The organism is Streptomyces sp. NPDC058464, assembly GCF_042721035.1.
Lineage (GTDB): Bacteria > Actinomycetota > Actinomycetes > Streptomycetales > Streptomycetaceae > Streptomyces.
Genome location: NZ_JBHXMA010000007.1, coordinates 150,361 through 170,814, shown reverse-complemented (window position 1 = coordinate 170,814; position 20,454 = coordinate 150,361). Strand labels below are relative to the sequence as shown.

Annotated in this window: 11 protein-coding genes; 8 read left to right on the top strand and 3 right to left on the bottom strand. The window is 73.6% G+C overall.

The genetic code is table 11. From position 1 onward, the window contains the following. The first annotated feature begins 190 nt into the window (after positions 1-190). From ACFWPQ_RS12420 to moeZ, 5 genes are all read left to right on the top strand, one after another. Positions 191-1,909 carry a glycosyltransferase gene (locus ACFWPQ_RS12420; RefSeq protein ID WP_384032560.1) on the top strand — a complete coding sequence of 573 codons (1,719 nt, stop codon included), beginning with the start codon at positions 191-193 and terminating at the stop codon, positions 1,907-1,909. Beyond that, complete coding sequence (locus tag ACFWPQ_RS12415; RefSeq protein ID WP_384032558.1) at positions 1,906-3,234, top strand: hypothetical protein; 1,329 nt, start codon at positions 1,906-1,908, stop codon at positions 3,232-3,234. The genes ACFWPQ_RS12420 and ACFWPQ_RS12415 overlap by 4 nt, the downstream gene beginning before the upstream one ends. 199 nt (positions 3,235-3,433) lie before the next feature. Further along, a complete protein-coding gene (locus ACFWPQ_RS12410) occupies positions 3,434-4,396 on the top strand; it encodes an NAD-dependent epimerase/dehydratase family protein (protein ID WP_361292253.1) in 963 nt (320 codons plus the stop codon). Further along, a complete protein-coding gene (locus ACFWPQ_RS12405; protein WP_384032556.1) occupies positions 4,384-5,133 on the top strand; it encodes a spherulation-specific family 4 protein in 750 nt (249 codons plus the stop codon). The genes ACFWPQ_RS12410 and ACFWPQ_RS12405 overlap by 13 nt, the downstream gene beginning before the upstream one ends. Before the next feature lie 63 nt (positions 5,134-5,196). Then, positions 5,197-6,375, top strand: coding sequence for an adenylyltransferase/sulfurtransferase MoeZ (gene moeZ, locus ACFWPQ_RS12400; protein ID WP_361292257.1), 1,179 nt, complete (start codon positions 5,197-5,199; stop codon positions 6,373-6,375). 65 nt (positions 6,376-6,440) lie between these two features. Here moeZ and ACFWPQ_RS12395 read toward each other — a convergent pair whose 3' ends face one another. The 3 genes from ACFWPQ_RS12395 to ACFWPQ_RS12385 form a co-directional block, all read right to left on the bottom strand. Then, a complete protein-coding gene (locus tag ACFWPQ_RS12395; protein ID WP_384032554.1) occupies positions 6,441-7,997 on the bottom strand; it encodes an alpha/beta hydrolase in 1,557 nt (518 codons plus the stop codon). 206 nt (positions 7,998-8,203) lie between these two features. Next, positions 8,204-9,748, bottom strand: a complete 1,545-nt coding sequence (locus ACFWPQ_RS12390) for an alpha/beta hydrolase (RefSeq protein ID WP_384032552.1) — start codon at positions 9,746-9,748, stop codon at positions 8,204-8,206. A gap of 62 nt (positions 9,749-9,810) precedes the next feature. Beyond that, complete coding sequence (locus ACFWPQ_RS12385) at positions 9,811-12,642, bottom strand: lysylphosphatidylglycerol synthase domain-containing protein (RefSeq protein WP_384032550.1); 2,832 nt, start codon at positions 12,640-12,642, stop codon at positions 9,811-9,813. Positions 12,643-12,803: 161 nt separating this feature from the next. Between ACFWPQ_RS12385 and ACFWPQ_RS12380 the strand changes: the two genes are divergently transcribed. The 3 genes from ACFWPQ_RS12380 (at position 12,804) to ACFWPQ_RS12370 (ending at position 20,444) form a co-directional block, all read left to right on the top strand. Further along, positions 12,804-13,190 (top strand): MGMT family protein, encoded by a 387-nt coding sequence (locus ACFWPQ_RS12380; protein WP_384032548.1) that lies wholly within the window; start codon positions 12,804-12,806, stop codon positions 13,188-13,190. A 275-nt stretch (positions 13,191-13,465) separates the two neighbouring features. Then, positions 13,466-16,789 carry an ATP-dependent helicase gene (locus tag ACFWPQ_RS12375; protein ID WP_384032546.1) on the top strand — a complete coding sequence of 1,108 codons (3,324 nt, stop codon included), beginning with the start codon at positions 13,466-13,468 and terminating at the stop codon, positions 16,787-16,789. A gap of 76 nt (positions 16,790-16,865) precedes the next feature. Continuing rightward, positions 16,866-20,444, top strand: coding sequence for a UvrD-helicase domain-containing protein (locus ACFWPQ_RS12370; protein WP_384032544.1), 3,579 nt, complete (start codon positions 16,866-16,868; stop codon positions 20,442-20,444). Positions 20,445-20,454: the final 10 nt, after the last annotated feature.

Genomic DNA, 20,454 nt, shown 5'->3' with positions numbered 1-20,454 from the left:
GCGCTTTTTATTTACCCCCCGTCACCCGCTTTGGGGGGCCCCCCCGCACCCCCCCCCCCCCCCCCACCGCCTTGTCCGCATACGTTCGTCCCGCTGCGAGCCGCCGGGCCACGGTGGCTCCCCATACGGGAGATCGATCGGGGGTGCACAGGTGCGCATCGGACTGGTTACGGAGGGTGGCTATCCGTATGTGAGCGGTGATGCCAGGCTCTGGTGCGACCGGCTCGTGCGCGGGCTCGGGCAGCACGAGTTCGACCTCTACGCGCTCAGCCGCACCCGGCAGCAGGAGGACGAGGGCTGGCTGCCGCTGCCGCCGCACGTCAGCCGGGTACGGACGGCTCCCCTGTGGACCGCCGAGGCGGACGGGGTCCCGTACGGACGGCGCGCACGCCGGCGCTTCGCCGAGAGCTACGGCGAGCTCGCGGGGGTGCTGTGTGCCGGCCCGGGACCGAACGGCACGGAGGACTCGTACGGCTCGTACGGCGCGGAGGGATCGGGTGCCGCAGGCGGCTCCGGTGCCGCAGGCGGCTCCGGTGCCGTGCCCGGTTCTCTGGCGGACCGTTTCGTCAGCGCGCTCCGCGGACTCGCCGAACTCGCCCGCGACGAGGGCGGACTGGTCGGCGCGCTCCGCTCCGACACCGCCGTACGCACACTGGAGCGGGCCTGCCGCGCGCCCGGCGCACTCGCTGCGGCACGGGAGGCACGCGTGCCCGATCTGCTCGCCGTCGCCGCACACCTCGAACGCGCCCTGCGCCCCCTCTCCCTGGACTGGTACGGCGACGACGGCCTCGGCGCGGCCGATCTCTGCCATGCCACCGCCGGCGGCCCGGCGGCCCTGGCCGGCCTGCTCGCCGGACACTTCTCCGGGGTTCCGCTGCTGGTCACCGAGTACGGCGTGCGGCTGCGCTCGCACTACCTCGCCGCCGGCCCCGACGCGGCCACCCCCGCCGTACGCGCGCTGCTCGCCGCCTTCCACGGCCGGCTTGCCGCGGAGGTCTACCGCCGCGCCGCCATCATCACCCCGGGCAACGCGCACACCCGCCGCTGGCAGGAGCGCTGCGGTGCCGACCGTGCCCATATCCGGACCGTGCATCCCGGCATGGACGCCGCCCGTTTCACCGAGGTGGGCGAGGCCCCGGACCGCGCCGACCCGGACACGCTCGTGTGGGTCGGACGTATCGAGCCGGCCAAGGACCTGGTGTCGTTGCTGCACGCCTTCGCCGAGGTCCGCAAGGAGGAGCCCAAGACGCGCCTGCGGGTCGTGGGCGCCCCGGCGGGACCCGAGGGCGAGGCCTATCTGGGGCACTGCAGGGCGCTCGCCGCACAGCTCTTCCCCGACGAGGCCGAAGGGGTGCACGCCGTCGGCGACAACCCGGTCTCCTTCGAGGAGATAGGCGGCCCGGAGACGCCGACCCTCGCCGACGCCTACGCGTCAGGCGCGGTCGTCGTTCTCTCCAGCGTCGTCGAGGGGTTCCCGGTGGGACTCGTCGAGGCGATGTTCTGCGGCCGGGTGACCGTCTCCACCGACGTCGGCGCCGTGGTGGAGGTCATCGGCGGCACGGGGCTCGTCGTGCCCCCGCGCAATCCGCGGGCGCTCGCGGAGGCGTGCGTGGCGCTGTTGCGTGACCCCGAGCGCCGTGAGCGCCTCGGAGCCGCCGCCCGCGCCCGGGCGCTCGAACTGTTCACCGTCGAGCAGAACATCGCGGCATTTCACGGCATTTACCTGGAGATCGTCTCGCATTGCCCGGTGCGCCGGGTCGTCCTCGACCCGGCGGGCGCGCCCCTGCCGTTCGCCGTCCCGGCCGAGGCCCACGTGCCCGGCCACTGGACCGGGCCCACGGCCCGCGTCGCGCCGCGGCCCACCCCGGTGCGCGCCACCCCGCTCGCGGCTTCCGAGGGGGCGCTGTGAACGGCGACGAAGGCGGCGCGGTGAACAGCGGTCCGGGAGAGCTGGACCGGCCCGGTCGGCCCGGCGCGGCCGACGCCTGGGACGCACGCTCGGAGGAATGGCTCCTGGAAGCGGACGAGCCGGGCTCGGGAGGCGCCTTCCCCGAAGGCGGGTCGCCGGTGCCCGACGGGGACTCCCCGGGGAGCCGGGCCGCCGAGGCCGCCGCCGGCAGCCGTGGATCCAGCCCCCGCCGAGGCACCGCCGCCGACCCGGTGAAGACGCTGATGCACCGTCACCGCACGCTCTGCGAGCGGGCCGTGGACCCCCTGGAGATCGCGGCCGGCCTCGAGGCGCACGGCGTCACCGACCGCACCGCAGCCCGTTTCCGGCACCGTGACGTCTTCTCGCTCGCCGAAGAGCTCTACGCGCGCGTGCCTCACGACGGCGACCGGCGCCCGCCCCCCGAACCGCTGCCCGCGCCCCGCGTGCGCGCCGACCGGGCGCTGCTCACGCTCCTCCCGGGCGCCGTGTGCGCGGCGGCCGTGACCGGCGTACGGCTCACCGACGGCCGCCCGCGCCTCATGGCGGCAGCCGTCGGCGTGCTCGCCGTCGCCCTCGCCGTGCGCCCGGTCCTGCGCCGCGGCCCGCTGGCCGTCCCGGCCCGTGTCCCCGCCTGGCGCACCGTCACCGGCACGCGGGTGTGGACCTGCTGGCTCCTCGCCTACGCCCTCCTCGGCGACGGCCTGCTGCGGGCCGTCGTGGACGGCGGCCCCGACGGGCTCCCGACCGGCGCCGCCCACGGCCCCTGGCCGGTGACCACGGCCCCCGTCCTCGCCCTCACCCTGGCCTGCGCCCCGGCGGCCTGGAGCGCCCACCTCTTCACGGCGGGCGCCCGCCGCAGGCTCGCGGGCAGCCGGGGCCTGGAGGAGTTCACCGGCGCCGTACAGCCCTTGCTGCTCGGCACGTTCGCCCTCTTCCTCGGTGCCCTCACCGCCCTGCTCGCGCTGTGCGGTGCCGCCCTCGGCGAACCCGCCGGCTACCCGGCGGCCCTCACCCTCGGGGCCCTTCTCCTGCTCGCCCGCCTCCTCACCGTCCACCACGTCCCGCAGGGACCCACCCTCGCCGCCGCGGCCGCCACGGAAGCGGCGGCCGCGGCCCTCGTCCTGGCCGGCCGGCTGCCCGGCTGTGCCTTCCTGGCCGCCCCCGTCGACGCCCTGGTCGACGCCTGGGGCGCGAGCAGCGTCCCGGCCCTCGTCTGCGGCGCCGCCGCCCTGGCGCTGCTGTCGCGGGCGACCCGCACCCTGACCCGGGCCTCGGCCCACGCGCCGACGGGAGACCCGCAGTGAGCAGAGCCGCCGATGTCCTCGCACGCCTCGCCGAGCCGTCCCGGCGGCAGGCGCCCGGCACCCCGCCGGAGGCAACCGCACCACCCCTTGAAGGAGACCACCAGATGACCACCTCCCGACCCGGACCCGGAGCGTCCGGAACCACCGGAAGCGCCGGAACCACCGGAGTCGCCGGAGCGCACACCCCGGGAGCCGCGCGATGAGGGTTCTGCTGATCGGAGCCAACGGATACCTCGGCCGCTTCGTCGCCGACCGGCTGCTCGCCGACCCGGCCGTCCAGCTCACCGCGCTCGGGCGCGGCGACGACGCCGACGTCCGCTTCGACCTCGCCACCGGCAGCCCCGGCGCGCTCACCCGGTTCCTCGACGCGGTCCACCCGGGCGTCATCGTGAACTGCGCGGGTGCCACCCGCGGCGGCGCCCGGGAGCTCACCCGGCACAACACCGTCGCCGTCGCCACCGTCTGCGAGGCCCTGCGGCGCAGCGGCTGCGGCGCCCGTCTGGTGCAGGTCGGGTGCAGCTCCGAGTACGGGCCGAGCCAGCCCGGCTCCTCCACCGCCGAGGACGCCGTGCCGCGCCCCGGCGGCCCGTACGGCGTCAGCAAGCTCGCCGCCACCGAACTCGTCCTCGGCTCCGGCCTGGACGCCGTCGTCCTGCGTGTCTTCTCGCCCGCCGGGCCGGGCACCCCGGCCGGCTCACCGCTCGGCCGCCTCGCCGAAGCCATGCGCCGCGCCATGCAGTCGGGAGACGGCGAACTCAAACTCGGCGGCCTCGGCGCCCAGCGCGACTTCATCGACGTACGCGACGTGGCCCGCGCCGTCCACGCGGCCTCGCTCTCCGCCGCCCAGGGCGTCATCAACATCGGCTCCGGCCGTGCCGTCCGGCTCCGCGACGCCGCCGCCGTCCTCGCCCGGGTCGCCGGATACGGCGGCGCCCTGCACGAACTCGACGGGCCGCCCGGCCCCCCGCTGCGCAGCCCCATCGGCCATCCCCGCCTGGACCCCGACCACGCGGCCCCGGTCGCGTACCCGTACCCGGACGGTTGCGGCAGCTGGCAGCAGGCCGACGTGCGCTGCGCCCGCGACCGGCTCGGCTGGCGGCCCCGCATCAACCTCGAAGAGTCCCTCGCGGACATCTGGATGGAGGCGGCATGCCGCATCTGACCAGCACCCGGACGGGCGCCGCGACCACCGGCGTCCGCACCGCCGTCGGCATCCCCGGCTACGCCCACCCGCTCCTCGCCCCCGCCCAGTGGGCCGAACTCACCCGCCCCGGCACCCCCTTGCACTGGGTCGTCCTCGACGTGGCGAACGGCCCCGGCAGCCGCCCCGACCCGCACTGCCTGGAGGCGGCCGGCCGGCTCCGCAACGCGGGCGTCCGTGTCCTCGGGCACCTGGACACCGCCTACGGCGCCCGCACCTACGGCGACCTGCTCACCGACGCCCGCCACTTCCACGACTGGTACCGCGTCGACGGCTTCCTGCTGGACCGCTGCCCCACCGAGCGCACCGCGCTCCCCGATATCCGCCGCGCGGTCGCCGGGCTCCGCACCATAGGTGACGACCCCCACATCGTCCTCGGCCACGGCACCCACCCCCACCCGGGCTACGCCGAGAACGCCGACCAGCTGGTGACCTTCGCCGGGCCCTGGGGCGACTACCGCTGGTCCCAGGTCGCCGAGTGGACCGCCGACTACCCGCCCGACCGGTTCTGCCACTTCGTGCACGGCGTGCCCCTCGGCCACCTCGACGAGGCGCTGCGCATCGCCCGCTGGCAGGGCGCCGCCACGATCTACTTCACCGACCGGACCGATCGCTGGGGCCGGGCGGATCCCTGGGAGACCATGCCCGGCTACTGGGACGAATTCGTCTCGCGGATCGGAACAGGTGTCTCGGAATGAAGAAGCCCGTGGCAGTGTTACAGGGAGAACAATTGTAGTGATTGACCGATCAACGGAGTCCCCGTGTCGCTGCCACCCCTGGTCGAGCCAGCTGCTGAGCTCACCGTAGACGAGGTCCGCAGGTACTCCCGCCACCTGATCATCCCCGACGTCGGGATGGACGGGCAGAAGCGGCTGAAGAACGCCAAGGTGCTGTGTGTGGGCGCCGGCGGCCTGGGCTCGCCGGCGCTGATGTACCTGGCCGCCGCGGGCGTCGGCACCCTTGGCATCGTGGAGTTCGACGAGGTCGACGAGTCGAACCTGCAGCGCCAGATCATCCACAGCCAGGCCGACATCGGCCGCTCCAAGGCCGAGTCCGCCCGTGACTCCGTCCTCGGCATCAACCCCTACGTGAACGTGGTCCTTCACGAAGAGCGGCTCGAGGCCGAGAACGTGATGGACATCTTCAGCCAGTACGACCTGATCGTCGACGGCACCGACAACTTCGCCACCCGCTACCTGGTGAACGACGCCTGCGTGCTGCTCAACAAGCCGTACGTCTGGGGCTCCATCTACCGCTTCGACGGCCAGGCCTCGGTCTTCTGGTCCGAGTACGGCCCCTGCTACCGCTGCCTCTACCCGGAGCCCCCGCCGCCGGGCATGGTCCCCTCCTGCGCCGAGGGCGGCGTCCTGGGCGTGCTGTGCGCGTCCATCGGCTCCATCCAGGTCACCGAGGCCATCAAGGTCCTCACGGGCACCGGCGAGTCCCTCGTCGGCCGCCTGATGATCTACGACGCCCTGGAGATGCAGTACCGCCAGGTCAAGGTCCGCAAGGACCCGAACTGCGCGGTCTGCGGCGAGAACCCGACCGTCACCGAGCTCATCGACTACGAGGCCTTCTGCGGCGTCGTCTCCGAGGAGGCCCAGCAGGCGGCCGCCGGCTCGACGATCACTCCCAAGCAGCTCAAGGAGTGGATCGACGACGGCGAGAACATCGAGATCATCGACGTCCGCGAGCCGAACGAGTACGAGATCGTCTCCATCCCGGGCGCCAAGCTGATCCCGAAGAACGAGTTCCTGCTCGGCACCGCCCTGGAGGGCCTGCCCCAGGACAAGAGGATCGTCCTGCACTGCAAGACGGGTGTCCGCAGCGCGGAGGTCCTCGCGGTCCTGAAGTCCGCGGGCTTCGCCGACGCGGTCCACGTCGGCGGCGGCGTGATCGGCTGGGTCAACCAGATCGAGCCGTCCAAGCCGGTCTACTGAGCACAGGCTCCGCGAAGGGCGGGGGCTCCGGGCGGCACGACAGGCGCCTGGAGCCCCCGCCTTCGTCATGAGCAGACCTTGCCGTCCTTCGGGACCGTGCCGTTCAGCAGATAGGCGTTCACCGTCGAGTCCACGCAGTCGCTGCCGCTGCCGTACGCACCGTGGCCCTCGCCCTTCCAGGTCAGCTCGACGCCGACCCCCTTGCCCAGCTCGTCGGCCATCTTCCGGGCACCCTCGTACGGGGTCGCCGGGTCGCCGGTGTTGCCGACCAGCAGGACGGGTGCCGCGCCCGGTGCGCTCACGTCCGGAGTGTCCCACTGCCCGGCCACCGGCCAGTCGTGGCACCAGCCGGCCGAGTCCCAGCCGAGGAAGTCCCCGAAGACGGGCGAGATCTTCTCGAACTCCGCCAGCCGCTTCTTCGTCTCGGCGAGCGTCGGCCGCTCCTTGTCGTCCAGGCACGATATGACCCGCTGGGAGTGGGTGGTCGTGCCGTAGTGCCCCGAGGAGTCCCGCTCGTTGTACTGGTCCGCGAGCGACAGCAGCTCCGAGCCGTCGCCCTCCTCGGCCGCCTTCAGCGCGCTGGTCAGCGTCGGCCAGCTGTCCTGGCTGTACAGCGGCAGCACGATGCCGGTGACCGCGAGGGACTGGGTCAGCTTGCGCCCGGACGACGTGGGCAGCGGCGTGGCGTCGAGCCTCTTCAGCAGGTCGGCGATCTTCTGCGAGCCCTGTTCCGGGTCCTGGCCGGTGGACTTGAGGTAGTCGTCCAGGGCCCGCTGGAAGCCGGCGGCCTGGTTCTTCTCCTGGCCGACCGAGTCGGCCGTCGGGTCCACCACCGCGTCCAGGATCAGCCGCCCCACGTTCTTCGGGAACAGGTGGGCGTACACACCGCCCAGTTCGGTGCCGTACGAGATGCCGAAGTAGTGCATCTTCGTGTCACCGAGAACCTGGCGCATCAGGTCCATGTCGCGGGCCGTGTCGGTCGTCGAGACATGCGCGATCAGCGTGCCGGCGGCCTTCTCGCAGCCCTTGCCGAAGGCGGCGGCGTCCTCGAAGTACGCCGTCTCCTCCGCCGCGGTGTCCGGTGTCGCGTCGATCGACTCGGCGCTCTGGATGTCCTTGTCGCTGCGGCACCGGATCCCCTCACTGGCCCCCACCCCGCGCGGGTCCCAGCTCACCAGGTCGTACCGCTCGCGCAGCGCGGAGACGGTGGAGGCGTAGTACGGCATCGTCGAGACGCCGGAGCCGCCCGGCCCGCCGAAGTTGAACAGCAGCGAGCCGATCCGCTTCCCCGAACCCCCGCTCGCCTGCTCCCGGATGAGTGCCAGCCCGATCGTCTCCCCGTCCGGCTTCGACCAGTCCAGCGGCACCTTGAGCGTCGCGCACCGCCACTCGTCCCCGGGCGCGGCGGAGTCCGAAGTGGCCTTGCAGCGGCTCCAGTCGAGCTTCTGGGCGGTGAGGGACGCGGGCAGGGCCGCCGAGCCGGTCGCGGTGGACGTGGCGGCCGAGGGCTGCCCGGCCGAGGCCTTCCCCTCGTCCTGACCCCCGCCTGACGAACCGCTACTGCACCCGGCCACGAGCAGTCCCGCGGCAACAGCGGCCGCCCACCGTACATATCGCAACATGCGCGCACACCCCCCACACAGGCCCTCCGCGCATTCGTTGCGGGAGAGCGGTCAGGCCATAGTAGGCGGATCGGGCAGAGGCCGTTTCAGCCTGTGGATAACCTTTTGACCTGCGTGTTTACGGCGCCCCGTCAGGGGCGCGGGGCTGTGTTCGATATGCGGCTCCGCCGCGGGGGCGCGACCAGCCACGACGAAGCCGCAGACGACTACGCACAGACCGTTCCGGCCTTCGGCACCGTCCCCTCCAGCAGATAGCCGTTCACGGCACCCTGCACGCACTTGTCCTTGCTGTCGTACGCCCCGTGTCCCTGCCCCTTGTACGTCAGCTCGACCCCGACGCCCTTCCCCAGCGCGTCCACCATCTTCTTCGCGCCCTCGTACGGCGTCGCCGGGTCCCCCGTGTTGCCCACGACCAGGATCGGCGCCGACCCGGGCGCGCTGACGTCGGGATGGTCGGCGGCGCCCGGCACCGCCCAGTCCGTGCAGCTGACCATCCCCCAGGCGAGGTAGTCGCCGAACAGCGGCGAGGCGGCGCGGAACTCGGGCAGCTTCTGCTGGACGTAGTCGGCGGTGTACCGGGGCTTCTCGTCGGCGCAGTTGATGGCGATGTTCGCCGCCGTGATGTTGCTGTACTCGCCGTTCAGGCTGCGGCCGTTCATCGAGTCGGACAGCAGCATCAGGATCTTCCCGTCGCCGTCGTACGCCTCCTCGAGCCCCTCGGTGAGGTACTCCCAGAAGTCCTTGGAGTACAGGGACTGGGCGATCCCGTTGGTCGCGGCGGACTGGGTGAGCTGGCGGGGCAGGACACCCGGGATCGGCTTCTCGTCGAGGTCCACCAGGAGCTTGGCGATACGGTCCTTCACGTCCTGCGGGGTGTCGCCGATCGGGCACTCCGTCTTCTTCGACGTGCAGTCCTCGGCGAAGTTGTCGAGCGCGAGCTGGAAGCCCTTGGCCTGCCCGAGCGAGCTCTGCTCCGGGTCCTGGGTGGGGTCGACGACGCCGTCGAAGACGGCCCGGCCCACGTTCTTCGGGAACAGGTGGGCGTAGACGCCGCCGAGTTCGGTGCCGTAGGAGATGCCGAAGTAGTGCAGCTGCCGGTCGCCGAGGACCTGGCGCATCAGGTCCATGTCGCGTGCGGCGTCGGTGGTGCGGACCTGCGGCAGGATCGTCCTGGAGTTCTTCTCGCAGGCGGCGTTGAACTGCTTGGTGCGGTTGATCAGCTGGGTGCGTTCGGCGCTGGTCTCGGGCGTCGCGTCCTGTTGGAAGTAGTCGTCGAGCTGCTCGTCGTTCTCGCACTCGACGGGGTCGCTGCGGCCGACTCCGCGCGGGTCGAAGCTGACGAGGTCGTAGCGCGTGCGCAGGGCTGCGTAGTCGTCGCCGAACGCGGGGAGGGTGGTGACGCCGCTGCCGCCCGGGCCGCCGAAGTTGAAGATCAGGGAGCCGATCCGCTTGTCCGGGTCGCCGCTGGCCCTGGCCCGGATCAGCGCGAGCCCGATGGTGGCGCCCTTCGGCTTCGACCAGTCCAGGGGTGCCTTCATGGTGGCGCACTGCCACGTGCCGCCGCCGGGCAGCGGTGACGGTGCGTCGCCGCCGCCCTCGGCCTCGTCGGGGGCCGGGCAGCTCTTCCAGTCCAGCTTCTGCGTCGCCAGGTCCCCGTCCTTGGAACCGTCGCTGCTGCACCCGGTCAGCAGGGAGGACAGCGCCAGCGCGGCGGTCATGGCGGCGACACGGATCCGGAAGGCGTTCGGCATGATCCCATCCTGGGGTCGCACCCGGCCACGCGCGCGGGGCGCGAGCCGTCCGAGGTACGACCCTAGAGCGCGCCCTTGCGCGAGAGGTGGTTGAAGGCCAGCCAGCCCGGCAGGACCGGCAGCCACAGGGTCAGCAGCCGGTACAGGAGGACGGCCGGCGCCGCGACCTCCTTGGGGAGGCCGACGGCGATCAGGCCGACGGTCAGGGTCGCCTCGACCGCACCGACACCGCCCGGGGTCGGCGCCGCGGAGCCGAGCGCGTTGCCGGCGAGGAAGACGACGGCGACGCTGGCGATGCTCAGCGAGGTCGACTGGTCGCCGAACGCGCGGATGGAGGCGTCCAGGCACATCACGAAGCAGGCGGTCAGCAGCAGCATGCCGCCGATGCCGGTGACGAGCTTCTGCGGCCGCTGGAGCACGTCCAGCATGCGCGGCACGACACCCGCGAAGAGCGACCGCACGCGCGTGCTGACGAATTTCCGCAGGAACGGCACCGAGGTCACCACCAGCACCAGTACCGCGACGGTCAGCAGGCCCGCGATGACCGTACGGGAGGGCGACAGCGACGGGGTCTTCTCGGTGCCGGTCAGATAGCCGAAGGACAGCAGCATGAGGATGTGACAGCCGAGCGAGAACAGCTGCGAGGCGCCGACGCTCGCCACCGCGCCCCCAGGGCGTACGCCCGCGCGCTGCAGGAAGCGCGTGTTGAGGGCCACACCGCCGACCGCGGCGGGCGCCACGATCTTCACGAACGAACCGGCGACCTGCGCCGCCACGGTCCGCACGAAGGGCACCCGCTCGGGCACGAACCCGAGCAGCGACATCGCGGCGGCGACATAGCTGAGCGCCGAGAACAGCACCGCTGCGATCACCCAGCCCCACTGGGCGTTCGCGACCAGGGGGCCGAACTCGATGTGGGTGAGCTGGGTCAGCAGGTAGTACCCGCCGATCGCGCCGGCGATGACGCTGATCAGGGTCCGCGGCCGCACCCGCTCCAGGCGGGCCGGCTCGACGGGCGCCTGCGGCCTGATCCGCAGCACCTGGTGCCGGATCTGGGTGAGCAGGTCATCCTCGCGGGCCTCTTCCAGCGCGTCGTCCAGGGCCCGCTTCTCAGCCCGCTGCTCTGCGCGCACCGTCTTCTTGTCGGGCTTCTCGGCCTCCTCGGCGCGGGCCTGTCTGACCTGGCGGGACGCCTCCAGGACCGCGTCCCGCTCGCGCTGGGCGCGCTCCCTGGCCAGTCTGCGCAGCGTCGCGCGCGTGGACCGCGTCAGCGCGATCGGCTGGAGCATCGGCAGACAGTCGGCCACGGCGTCGGGTCCGAGGACGCCGACCGCCGAGGCCACCGCCCGCTCGGCGCCCACCCGCAGACCGAGCGTGGTGACCAGCTGGGCGACGTCCATGCGCAACAGCAGCTCACCGGCGGCGATCTCGCCGCCGCGCAGGTCGGTGAGGATCACCGTGCCGGAACGATCCACCAGGATGGCGTCACCCGCGAGCCTGCGGTGCGCGATCCGGCGCGACTGCAGCGCCTGTACCTGGTGCCAGGTGTTGCGCAGCAGTTCGTCGGTGATCTCCTCGTCGGCCAGCGAGTCGAGGGAGCGGCCGCCGGTGTGCTCGTAGACGAGCATCACGGCGTCGGGGCCCAGCTCGGAGGTGGCGATCAGCTTGGGCGCGTTGGCGCCGGCCGCGATCGCCGCGTAGGCCAGCAGTGCCTCCTGCTCCAGGGCCTGGCGCAGGGACTGGAGGCTGGAGCGGGTGGCGAAGCCGCGCAGGGTCAGGTTGCGCCACGCGCGGTAGAAGAAGCCCTGGGCCTGCTGCTCCCGGTCGACGACGGTGACGTCCAGCGGCGGGCCGTCCTCCAGGGTGACGAAGTAGCGCCGGCCCCGGTCGCCGTTCTCGGTGTCCAGCGCCTCCTCGCGGGCCGCGCCGACCGGGTGGAAGCCGACGTGTCTGAGGCCCGCCAGCAGGGTCCGGCCGGTGGGGCGGACGTTGGGGGAGCCGACGGCGTACAGCGTCCCGTAGGCGACGGTCCAGCCGATCAGCACCGTGAGGATGATCGAGAACGGTGTCGTGTAGCCGGTGACGAGCATGGAGAACGCGTCGAGCAGCAGCACGATCCACAGCACCGCGCGCCACCTCGGCCGCCGGGACATGCCGACGGCCGTCATGTAGGCGATGACGGGCGCGAGATAGCCGTGCACCGGGTCGGTGAGGGCGTGGATGTCACCGGGGGAGGGCTGGGTCAGCGCCTCCTGGATCGAGTCCGGGGCGGCTCTCGCCACCCACAGGTCGGTGGCGAGGGTCACGCCGTGCGCGAGGACGGCCGCGAGCACGCCGTCGGCGATGCGCAGCCCGTCCCGCTTGATCAGCCGCTCGATCGCGAACGCGACCGGTACCAGCAGGATCGCGATGCTGGAGGCCAGCCCCGCGAACCTGATCAGCAGGTCGGGGGCCTGTCCGGTGCCCTTGTTGATGTCCTGCTCGAGCCCGGAGGTGGTGCCGTGCGCGAAGGCGGCGATGCCGAGCAGCACGGCGACGGCGAGCACGCCGACCAGGAGCCGCATGAGGTCGGAGGGGCGGTGCACGCGCGCGGGGAGCAGCGGTTCGTCGCCCTCCACCTCGTCGGCGTGCGTCTCGTCGCACTCAGCGGGGTCCGGTTCGGCGGCACCCGACTGCACGGCACCCGACTGCACGGCGGCGGGCTGTGTGGCGTCGGGCTCTGCGGCGGCCGACTGAGCGGTGTCCGGGCGCACGGTGTCCGACTCGGGCGCGTCCGGGTGCGGCGGAGTGCCGGATTCCGCCGCGTCCGGGCGTGCGGCGGCGTCAGAGGTGCCGGCTCCGCCCTCGGAGCGCACGCCCTGCTGCTCGGTCGTCTCTTCTTGATCTCGTATCACCAGTCACCGCCCGCACGATGGTGGCATGCTCCACCGACACCCGAGGGCATCAGGGTGCAGATGCGGGGTCGCACAGTCTGCCCCAAGCGCCGCGAGAGGGCGAGGCGCAGGCCTGCCGCGGACCGCGCGGGTTGTCGGTGGGGTGCGGCAGGATGGGGCGAATGAGCGAGCAGAGCCTTCCCGAGGACACCCGAGAGGGGTACGCGGAGGAGTTGCCCGAGTACGCCGAGCGGGTCCTGGAGGTCGCCGAGCGGATCCCGCCCGGGCGCGTGATGACGTACGGCGACGTCGCGGAGTGGCTGGAGGAGGGCGGTCCGCGTCAGGTGGGGCGGGTGATGGCCCTCTACGGCGGTGCCGTCCCGTGGTGGCGGGTGGTGCGCGCCGACGGGGTGCTGCTCCCGGGGCACGAGCTGGGCGCGCTGGACCACTACCGCGCCGAAGGCACCCCGCTCAGGGAGGCGAGCAGGGCCGCGGAAGGCCATCTGCCGCGGCTCGACATGAAGCGGGCGCGGTGGGACGGCGGCGCGGACGCGGGGGCTCACACCTGACAGCTTCCGCCATCGGAGGCCCTCGGTGGGAACCGGTGGCCCGTACGAGGGACACCGGGGACGTCCGTGGCATGACGTACGTTCGTGAGATGTGCGGCGCGCGTGCCGCGAGTGGCGCCCGGGTCGGTCGGGTCGGACGGGAAGAAGCGGAAGCTCTGCTTCCGTCCGGTTCGTCGGCGTAGCGTCGGCTGCGCGTGTCCCGCTCACCCCGCGGCCACCCCTGCGCACGCGCGACCGCGAACCGACCAGCACACCCACCAGGACCGGCGAACCACGTGAGCTCCTCTTCCTCCACCAGGCGCCTGCCGCACCCCCCGGTGCGGCAGGGGAACCGTGGCGCTTACCGACTGGTCCGTACCCCGCCGGCCGACGTGGATCCCCCTCGTCTGGACGCGGCACAGCGCGCCGTGGTTGACCACGGGGCCGGCCCGCTGCTCGTTCTCGCGGGTCCCGGCACCGGGAAGACCACCACCCTGGTGGAGTCGGTGGCGGCGCGGATCGCCCGTGGCGCGGACCCGGAGCGGATCCTGGTGCTGACGTTCAGCCGCAAGGCCGCCGTCGAACTGCGCGACCGCATGGCCCTGCGGGTGGGTGCGGCCCGTGCGCCGCGGGCGACCACCTTCCACTCGTACTGCTACGCCCTGGTCCGCGCCCACCAGGACAGCGGTCTGTTCGTGGACCCGCTGCGGCTGCTGTCCGGCCCCGAGCAGGACGTCGCCGTCCGTGACCTGCTGGCCGGCCAGCCCGACCTGGAGCGGCTCGGGCTGAACCATGTGCGCTGGCCCGACGACCTGCGCGCCTGCCTCACCACCCGGGGCTTCGCCGACGAGGTCCGCGCGGTCCTCGCCCGCAGCCGCGAGCTGGGCCTGGACCCGGCCGCCCTGGACGCCTTCGCCCACCGTATCGGCCGCCCGGACTGGCGGGCCGCGTCCGCCTTCCTCGCCGAGTACCTCGACGTCCTCGACCTCCAGGGCGTCCTCGACTACGCCGAACTCGTCCACCGCGCGGTGCTGCTCGCCCACCGTCCCGAGGTCGCCCTGGACCTTGCCGGCCGCTACGACGCCGTGTACGTCGACGAGTACCAGGACACCGACCCGGCCCAGGTGCGCCTGCTGCACGCCCTGGCCGGCGGCGGCCGCACCCTGGTCGCGTTCGGCGACCCGGACCAGTCGATCTACACGTTCCGGGGCGCCGACGTGAACGGCATCCTGGACTTCCCGTCGGCCTTCGCGCGCGTGGACGGCCGCCCGGCGCCGGTGGAGGTGCTGCGTACGTCCCGCCGGGCCGGTACCGGCCTGCTGGCCGCGACCCGCCTGCTGACCCGGCGGATGCCGCTGACCCGGCTGCCCGCCGAGAAGGTGCGCGCGCACCGCGAGCTGACCGCCGCGCGGGACGACGGCCGCGTCGAGGTCTACACGTACCCGACGTCCGGTACCGAGCTGGACAACGTCGCCGACATCCTGCGCCGCGCGCATCTGGAGGACGGCGTGCGCTGGAGCGACATGGCCGTCCTGGTGCGCGCCGGCTCCCACACCATCCCGACGGTCCGTCGCGCCCTCACCGCGGCCGGCGTGCCCCTGGACATCGACGGCGACGACCTGCCGCTGCGCCACGAACCGGCGGTGGCGCCTCTGCTGACGGCGCTGCGGGCGGTGGCGGAGGCGGAGGCGGAAGCCGCGCACTCAGGTGCGGACGAGGGCGCCGAGGAGGCCGAAGAGGCTGCCTGCTGGCTCGACACCGAGACCGCGCTCACCCTGCTCACTTCCCCCCTCGCCGGCATGGACGCGGCCGACCTCCGCCGCCTCGGCCGTGCCCTGCGCGACGAGGAGCGGGCGGCCGGCAACGCGTTCCCGCCCCCGTCCGACAAACTGCTCGCGCGGGCGCTCGCCGAGCCCGAGCGCCTGGCCGTCCACGACCCCGGGTACGCGCGCGGGGCGCAGCGGCTCGGCGCGCTGCTCGCCCGGGCCCGGGAACGCCTCACGGGCGGCGGTACGGCCGAGGAGGCGCTGTGGGTCCTGTGGAACGGCACACCCTGGCCCTCGCGCCTGGAGCGCGCCGCCCGCCGCGGCGGCGCGGCCGGCCGCAACGCGGACCGGGACCTGGACGCCGTGTGCGCCCTGTTCGCCACCGCCGCCCGCGCGGAGGAGCGCAGCGGCGGCCGGGGCGCGCTGAACTTCCTGGCGGAGATCGAGGCCGAGGACATCGCCGCCGACACCCTCGCCGGCCGCGCGGTACGGCCCGACGCCGTACGCCTGATGACCGCGCACCGCGCCAAGGGCCTGGAGTGGCGCCTGGTCGTGGTGGCCGGCGTCCAGGAGGGCCTGTGGCCGGACCTGCGCCGCCGCGGCTCGCTCCTGGAGGCCGACCGCATCGGCCGTGACGGGCTCGCCGAGCCGCTCACCCCGGGCGCGCTGCTCGCCGAGGAGCGCCGCCTCTTCTACGTCGCCGCCACGCGCGCGCGTGAACGCCTCGTCGTCACCGCCGTGAAGGCCCCCGCGGACGACGGCGACCAGCCCTCCCGGTTCCTCACCGAACTGGGCGTCGAACCCCAGGACGTCACCGGACGGCCCCGCCGTCCGCTCGCCGTGGCCGCCCTGGTCGCCGAGCTGCGCGCGACCACCGTCGACCCGCGCGTGTCCGACGCCCTGCGGGAGGCGGCCGCCCGCCGCCTGGCCCGGCTGGCCGCGCTCGCCGACGAGGACGGCCGCCCTCTGGTGCCGTCCGCCCACCCCTACCGCTGGTGGGGCATGTTCGAGCCGACCGAGAGCAAGGTGCCGCTGCGCGACCGCGACCAGCCCGTGGTGCTCTCCGGCAGCGCCCTCGACCAGCTCGCCAACACCTGCAGCCTGCAGTGGTTCCTGGGCCGCGAGGTGAAGGCCGACGCCCCCGCCACCACCGCCCAGGGCTTCGGCAACGTCGTGCACGTCCTCGCCGACGAGGTCGCCTCCGGACGCACCCCCGCCGACCTCGCCGTCCTCATGGAGCGGCTGGACTCGGTGTGGAACGCGCTCGCCTTCGACGCGCCCTGGAAGTCGGCGCAGGAGAAGGACAACGCGCGCGTGGCACTCGAACGCTTCCTGAAGTGGCACGTCCTGGACCGCACCGCACGCACCCCGGTGGCCAGCGAGCAGGACTTCGACGTCACCCTCGGAGCGGGCGACTACGAGGTGCGCATCCGCGGCCAGATGGACCGCGTCGAGACGGACGGCGAGGGCCGCGCGTACGTCGTCGACTTCAAGACCGGCAAACAGGCGCCCAGCACGGCCGAGGTAGCCCGGCATCCGCAGCTCGCCGTCTACCAGCTCGCGGTCCGCGAGGGCGCCGTCGACGAGGCCTTCGACGGCGTCCGGCCCGAGCCCGGCGGCGCCGAACTGGTCCACCTCCGGCAGGGCGCGGCCCAGCGCGACGGCGGCGAGACCCTGCCCAAGGTGCAGGCGCAGGAGTCGCTGGAGGGGGAGTGGGTCGGCGAACTGCTGGCCACCGCCGCCGGCAAGGTCCTCGACGAGCGGTTCGCGCCGACCACCGGCCAGCACTGCACCCACTGCGCGTTCCGCGCCTCGTGCAGCGCGCGGCCGGAGGGGCGGCACGTGGTGGAGTGAACGAGCACACGGGGCGCCGTTTCGCCGATTGTGCCGTTTTATCGATTGTCAGTGCCCGCCGCTAGCCTCTGTCCTCATGCCCGCCCGTATCACCGACCCCGAGCAGCTCAAGGAGCTCCTCGGCATCCCGTTCACCCCGGAGCAGACGGCCTGCATCACCGCGCCGCCCGCCCCGCAGGTGATCGTGGCCGGGGCCGGGTCGGGCAAGACGACGGTGATGGCGGCCCGCGTGGTCTGGCTGGTCGGAACCGGACAGGTGGCCCCGGAGCAGGTCCTCGGCCTGACGTTCACCAACAAGGCGGCCGGCGAGCTCGCCGAACGCGTCCGCAAGGCGCTCGTCAGGGCCGGTGTCACCGACCCCGACGTCATCGACCCGGACAATCCGCCAGGCGAGCCGGTCATCTCCACGTACCACGCCTTCGCGGGCCGGCTGCTGACCGACCACGGCCTGCGCATCGGCCTGGAGCCGGCCTCCCGGCTGCTCGCCGACGCCACCCGGTACCAGCTCGCCGCGCGCGTGCTGCGCGAGGCACCCGGCCCCTATCCGGCCCTCACCCGGTCCTTCGCCGACCTGGTCAGCGACCTGCTCACCCTCGACTCCGAGCTCGCCGAACACCTGGTCCGCCCAGAGGACCTGCGGGCCTGGGACGCCGGTCTGCTGAACACCCTCGCGGGCGTCAGGCTCGGCAACGCCGACCTGCGCAAGGTCCCCGAGACCGCCGCCGCGCGCCGCGAACTGGCCGAGCTGGTCCTGCGTTACCGGGCCGCCAAGCGCGAGCGGGACCTGCTCGACTTCGGCGACCAGATCGCGCTGTCCGCGGCGCTGGCCGGCATCGCCGAGGTGGGCCGGCTGCTGCGCGAGGAGTTCCGGGTCGTCCTCCTCGACGAGTACCAGGACACCTCGGTCGCGCAGCGCGTGCTCCTGGCGGGCCTGTTCGGCGACGGGACCGGCCACCCCGTGACCGCGGTCGGCGACCCCTGCCAGGCCATCTACGGCTGGCGCGGCGCCTCCGTCGCCAACCTGGACGACTTCCCCGAGCACTTCGCGCACGCGGACGGGCGCCCCGCCACCCGCCAGGCGCTCAGCGAGAACCGTCGCAGCGGCGGCCGCCTCCTCGACCTCGCCAACGGCCTCGCCGAGCCGCTGCGCGCCATGCACGCGGGTGTGGAAGCCCTCCGCCCCGCCCCCGGCGCCGAGCGGGACGGCACGGTCCGCTGCGCCCTGCTGCGCACCCACGCCGAGGAGATGGACTGGATCGCCGACTCGGTCGCCCACCTTGTCCGCACCGGCACCGCACCCGGCGAGATCGCGGTCCTGTGCCGTACGGCGACCGACTTCGCGGAGATCCAGGGCGCCCTCGTCGCCCGTGACGTCCCCGTCGAGGTCGTCGGCCTCTCCGGACTGCTGCACCTGCCCGAGGTCGCCGACCTCGTCGCCGTCTGCGAGGTGCTCCAGGACCCGGGCGCCAACGCCTCCCTGGTCCGGCTGCTGACCGGCCCGCGCTGGCGCATCGGCCCCCGCGACCTCGCCCTCCTCGGCCGCCGCGCCCGGCGGCTGGTGTCCCACGCGCGCGTGGGCGACGCCGACGACCCGGACCGCAGGCTCGCCGAGGCCGTCGAAGGGGTCGACCCCGCCGAGGTGATATCCCTCGCGGACGCCCTGGACACGTTCCTGGAGCTGCCGTTCGACGGAGACCGGCCCGGACAGGGCGACGACGGGCTGCCGTTCTCGTCGGACGCGCGCGTGCGCTTCGCCCGCCTCGCCACCGAGCTGCGCGAGCTGCGCCGCTCCCTGTCCGACCCGCTGATGGACGTCCTGCACCGCGTCCTCGCGGTCACCGGCCTGGAGGTGGAGCTGTCCGCGTCCCCGCACGCGCTGGCCGCCCGCCGCCGCGAGACCCTGTCCAACTTCCTGGACGTCGCCGCCTCCTTCGCGGCCGGCGACCAGGAGGCCACCCTGCTCGCCTTCCTCGGCTTCCTGCGCACCGCCGCCCAGTACGAGAAGGGCCTCGACAACGCCCTGCCCGGCGGCGAGAACACCGTCAAGGTGCTCACCGCGCACAAGTCCAAGGGCCTGGAGTGGGACGTCGTCGCCGTCCCCGGACTGGTCAAGGGCACCTTCCCGAGCAGCCAGGGGCGCGAGAAGTGGACCGCCCAGGCCAAGGTGCTCCCGCACGCCCTGCGCGGCGACACCGCCACCCTGCCCGACGTCGAGGCCTGGGACTCGCGTGGCCTGAAGGCCTTCCACGAGGCCATGAAGGACCACCAGCACACCGAGGAACTCCGCCTCGGCTACGTCACCTTCACCCGCCCCCGCTCCCTGCTCCTCGGCTCCGGCCACTGGTGGGGCCCCAGCCAGAAGAAGCCGCGCGGCCCCTCCGACTTCCTCCGGTCCCTGTACGACCACTGCGCCGACGGCCACGGCGAGATCGAGGCCTGGGCCGACGAACCGGGGGAGGACGAGGAGAACCCGGCCCTGCACGCGGCGAGCGCCGACCAGGTGTGGCCGCTGCCCCTGGACGAGGCCGCCCTGGCCCGCCGCCGACAGGCCGCCGACACCGTCCTGGCCCACCTGGACGCCCTCACCGCCGAAGCCGCCGAAGGTGCCGGAGGTGCCGGAGGTGCCGCAGTCACTCCCGCCGGCCACGACCCGGCCGTCGGCGAGGACCCGGACTGGCCCCCGCCGCCCGAGGACGACGAACCCGACCCGTACGAGGACGCCTTCCCGGACACGGACTCCGCCGACCCCTCCGGCTGGGACTCCTGGAGCACCGACCGCCCCGCGGTCCCGCACCAGGCCACGCCCGCCGAGCGCACGCCCCCGCGCACGCCGGTGCACGAGCGCGCCCCGGAACCCGAGCGCATCCTCCCCGCTCCCGAGGAAGCTCTCCTCACTCCCGAGGAAGCCTTCCTCACCCCCGAGGAAGCCCGCACCATCGCCTCCTGGGACCGCGACCTCGACGCGCTCACCGGAGAGCTGCTGCGCGCCCGCCGGAACACCACCGACGTCCCCCTCCCCGCCACGCTGTCCGCGACCCAGCTGATGCGGCTGGCCGAGGACCCGGACGGGCTCGCGCAGGAACTCGCGCGCCCCATGCCACGCCCTCCGCAGCCCGCCGCGCGCCGGGGCACCCGCTTCCACGCCTGGGTCGAGGCACGCTTCGAGGAGCTCACGCTGCCCATGCTGGAGCCCGACGAACTGCCCGGCAGCGACGCCGAGATCGCCGACGAACGCGATCTCGAAGCCCTCAAGGAGGCCTTCGAACGCACCGAGTACGCCCACCGCACGCCCTACCGCGTCGAGGCCCCCTTCCAGCTCTCCCTCGCGGGCCGGGTCGTCAGGGGCCGTATCGACGCCGTCTACCGGACCGACCACGGCGACGGGGCGACGTACGCGACGACGTACGAGATCGTCGACTGGAAGACCAGCCGCACCCGCCTCGCCGACCCGCTCCAGCTGGCGATCTACCGGATCGGCTGGGCCGAGCAGCAGGGTGTGCCGCCCGAGTCGGTCACGGCCGCGTTCGTGCACGTACGCACCGGTGAGGTCGAACGACCGGACGGCCTGCCGGACCGGGCCGCCCTGGAAAGACTGATCGTCGGACAGGCCGAGTGTGACGAACCGCCCGCCGAGGATGTCGGTCCGGGCCGATAGGCTCGTGACC

What these genes read in the sequence shown, in the direction of transcription:
- ACFWPQ_RS12410 (WP_361292253.1), top strand. Translation starts at nt 3,434, where the DNA reads ATGAGGGTTCTGCTGATCGGAGCCAACGGATACCTCGGCCGCTTCGTC.
- ACFWPQ_RS12405 (WP_384032556.1), top strand. Translation starts at nt 4,384, where the DNA reads ATGCCGCATCTGACCAGCACCCGGACGGGCGCCGCGACCACCGGCGTC.
- ACFWPQ_RS12395 (WP_384032554.1), bottom strand. Translation starts at nt 7,997, where the DNA reads ATGTTGCGATATGTACGGTGGGCGGCCGCTGTTGCCGCGGGACTGCTC.
- ACFWPQ_RS12390 (WP_384032552.1), bottom strand. Translation starts at nt 9,748, where the DNA reads ATGCCGAACGCCTTCCGGATCCGTGTCGCCGCCATGACCGCCGCGCTG.
- ACFWPQ_RS12380 (WP_384032548.1), top strand. Translation starts at nt 12,804, where the DNA reads ATGAGCGAGCAGAGCCTTCCCGAGGACACCCGAGAGGGGTACGCGGAG.
- ACFWPQ_RS12370 (WP_384032544.1), top strand. Translation starts at nt 16,866, where the DNA reads ATGCCCGCCCGTATCACCGACCCCGAGCAGCTCAAGGAGCTCCTCGGC.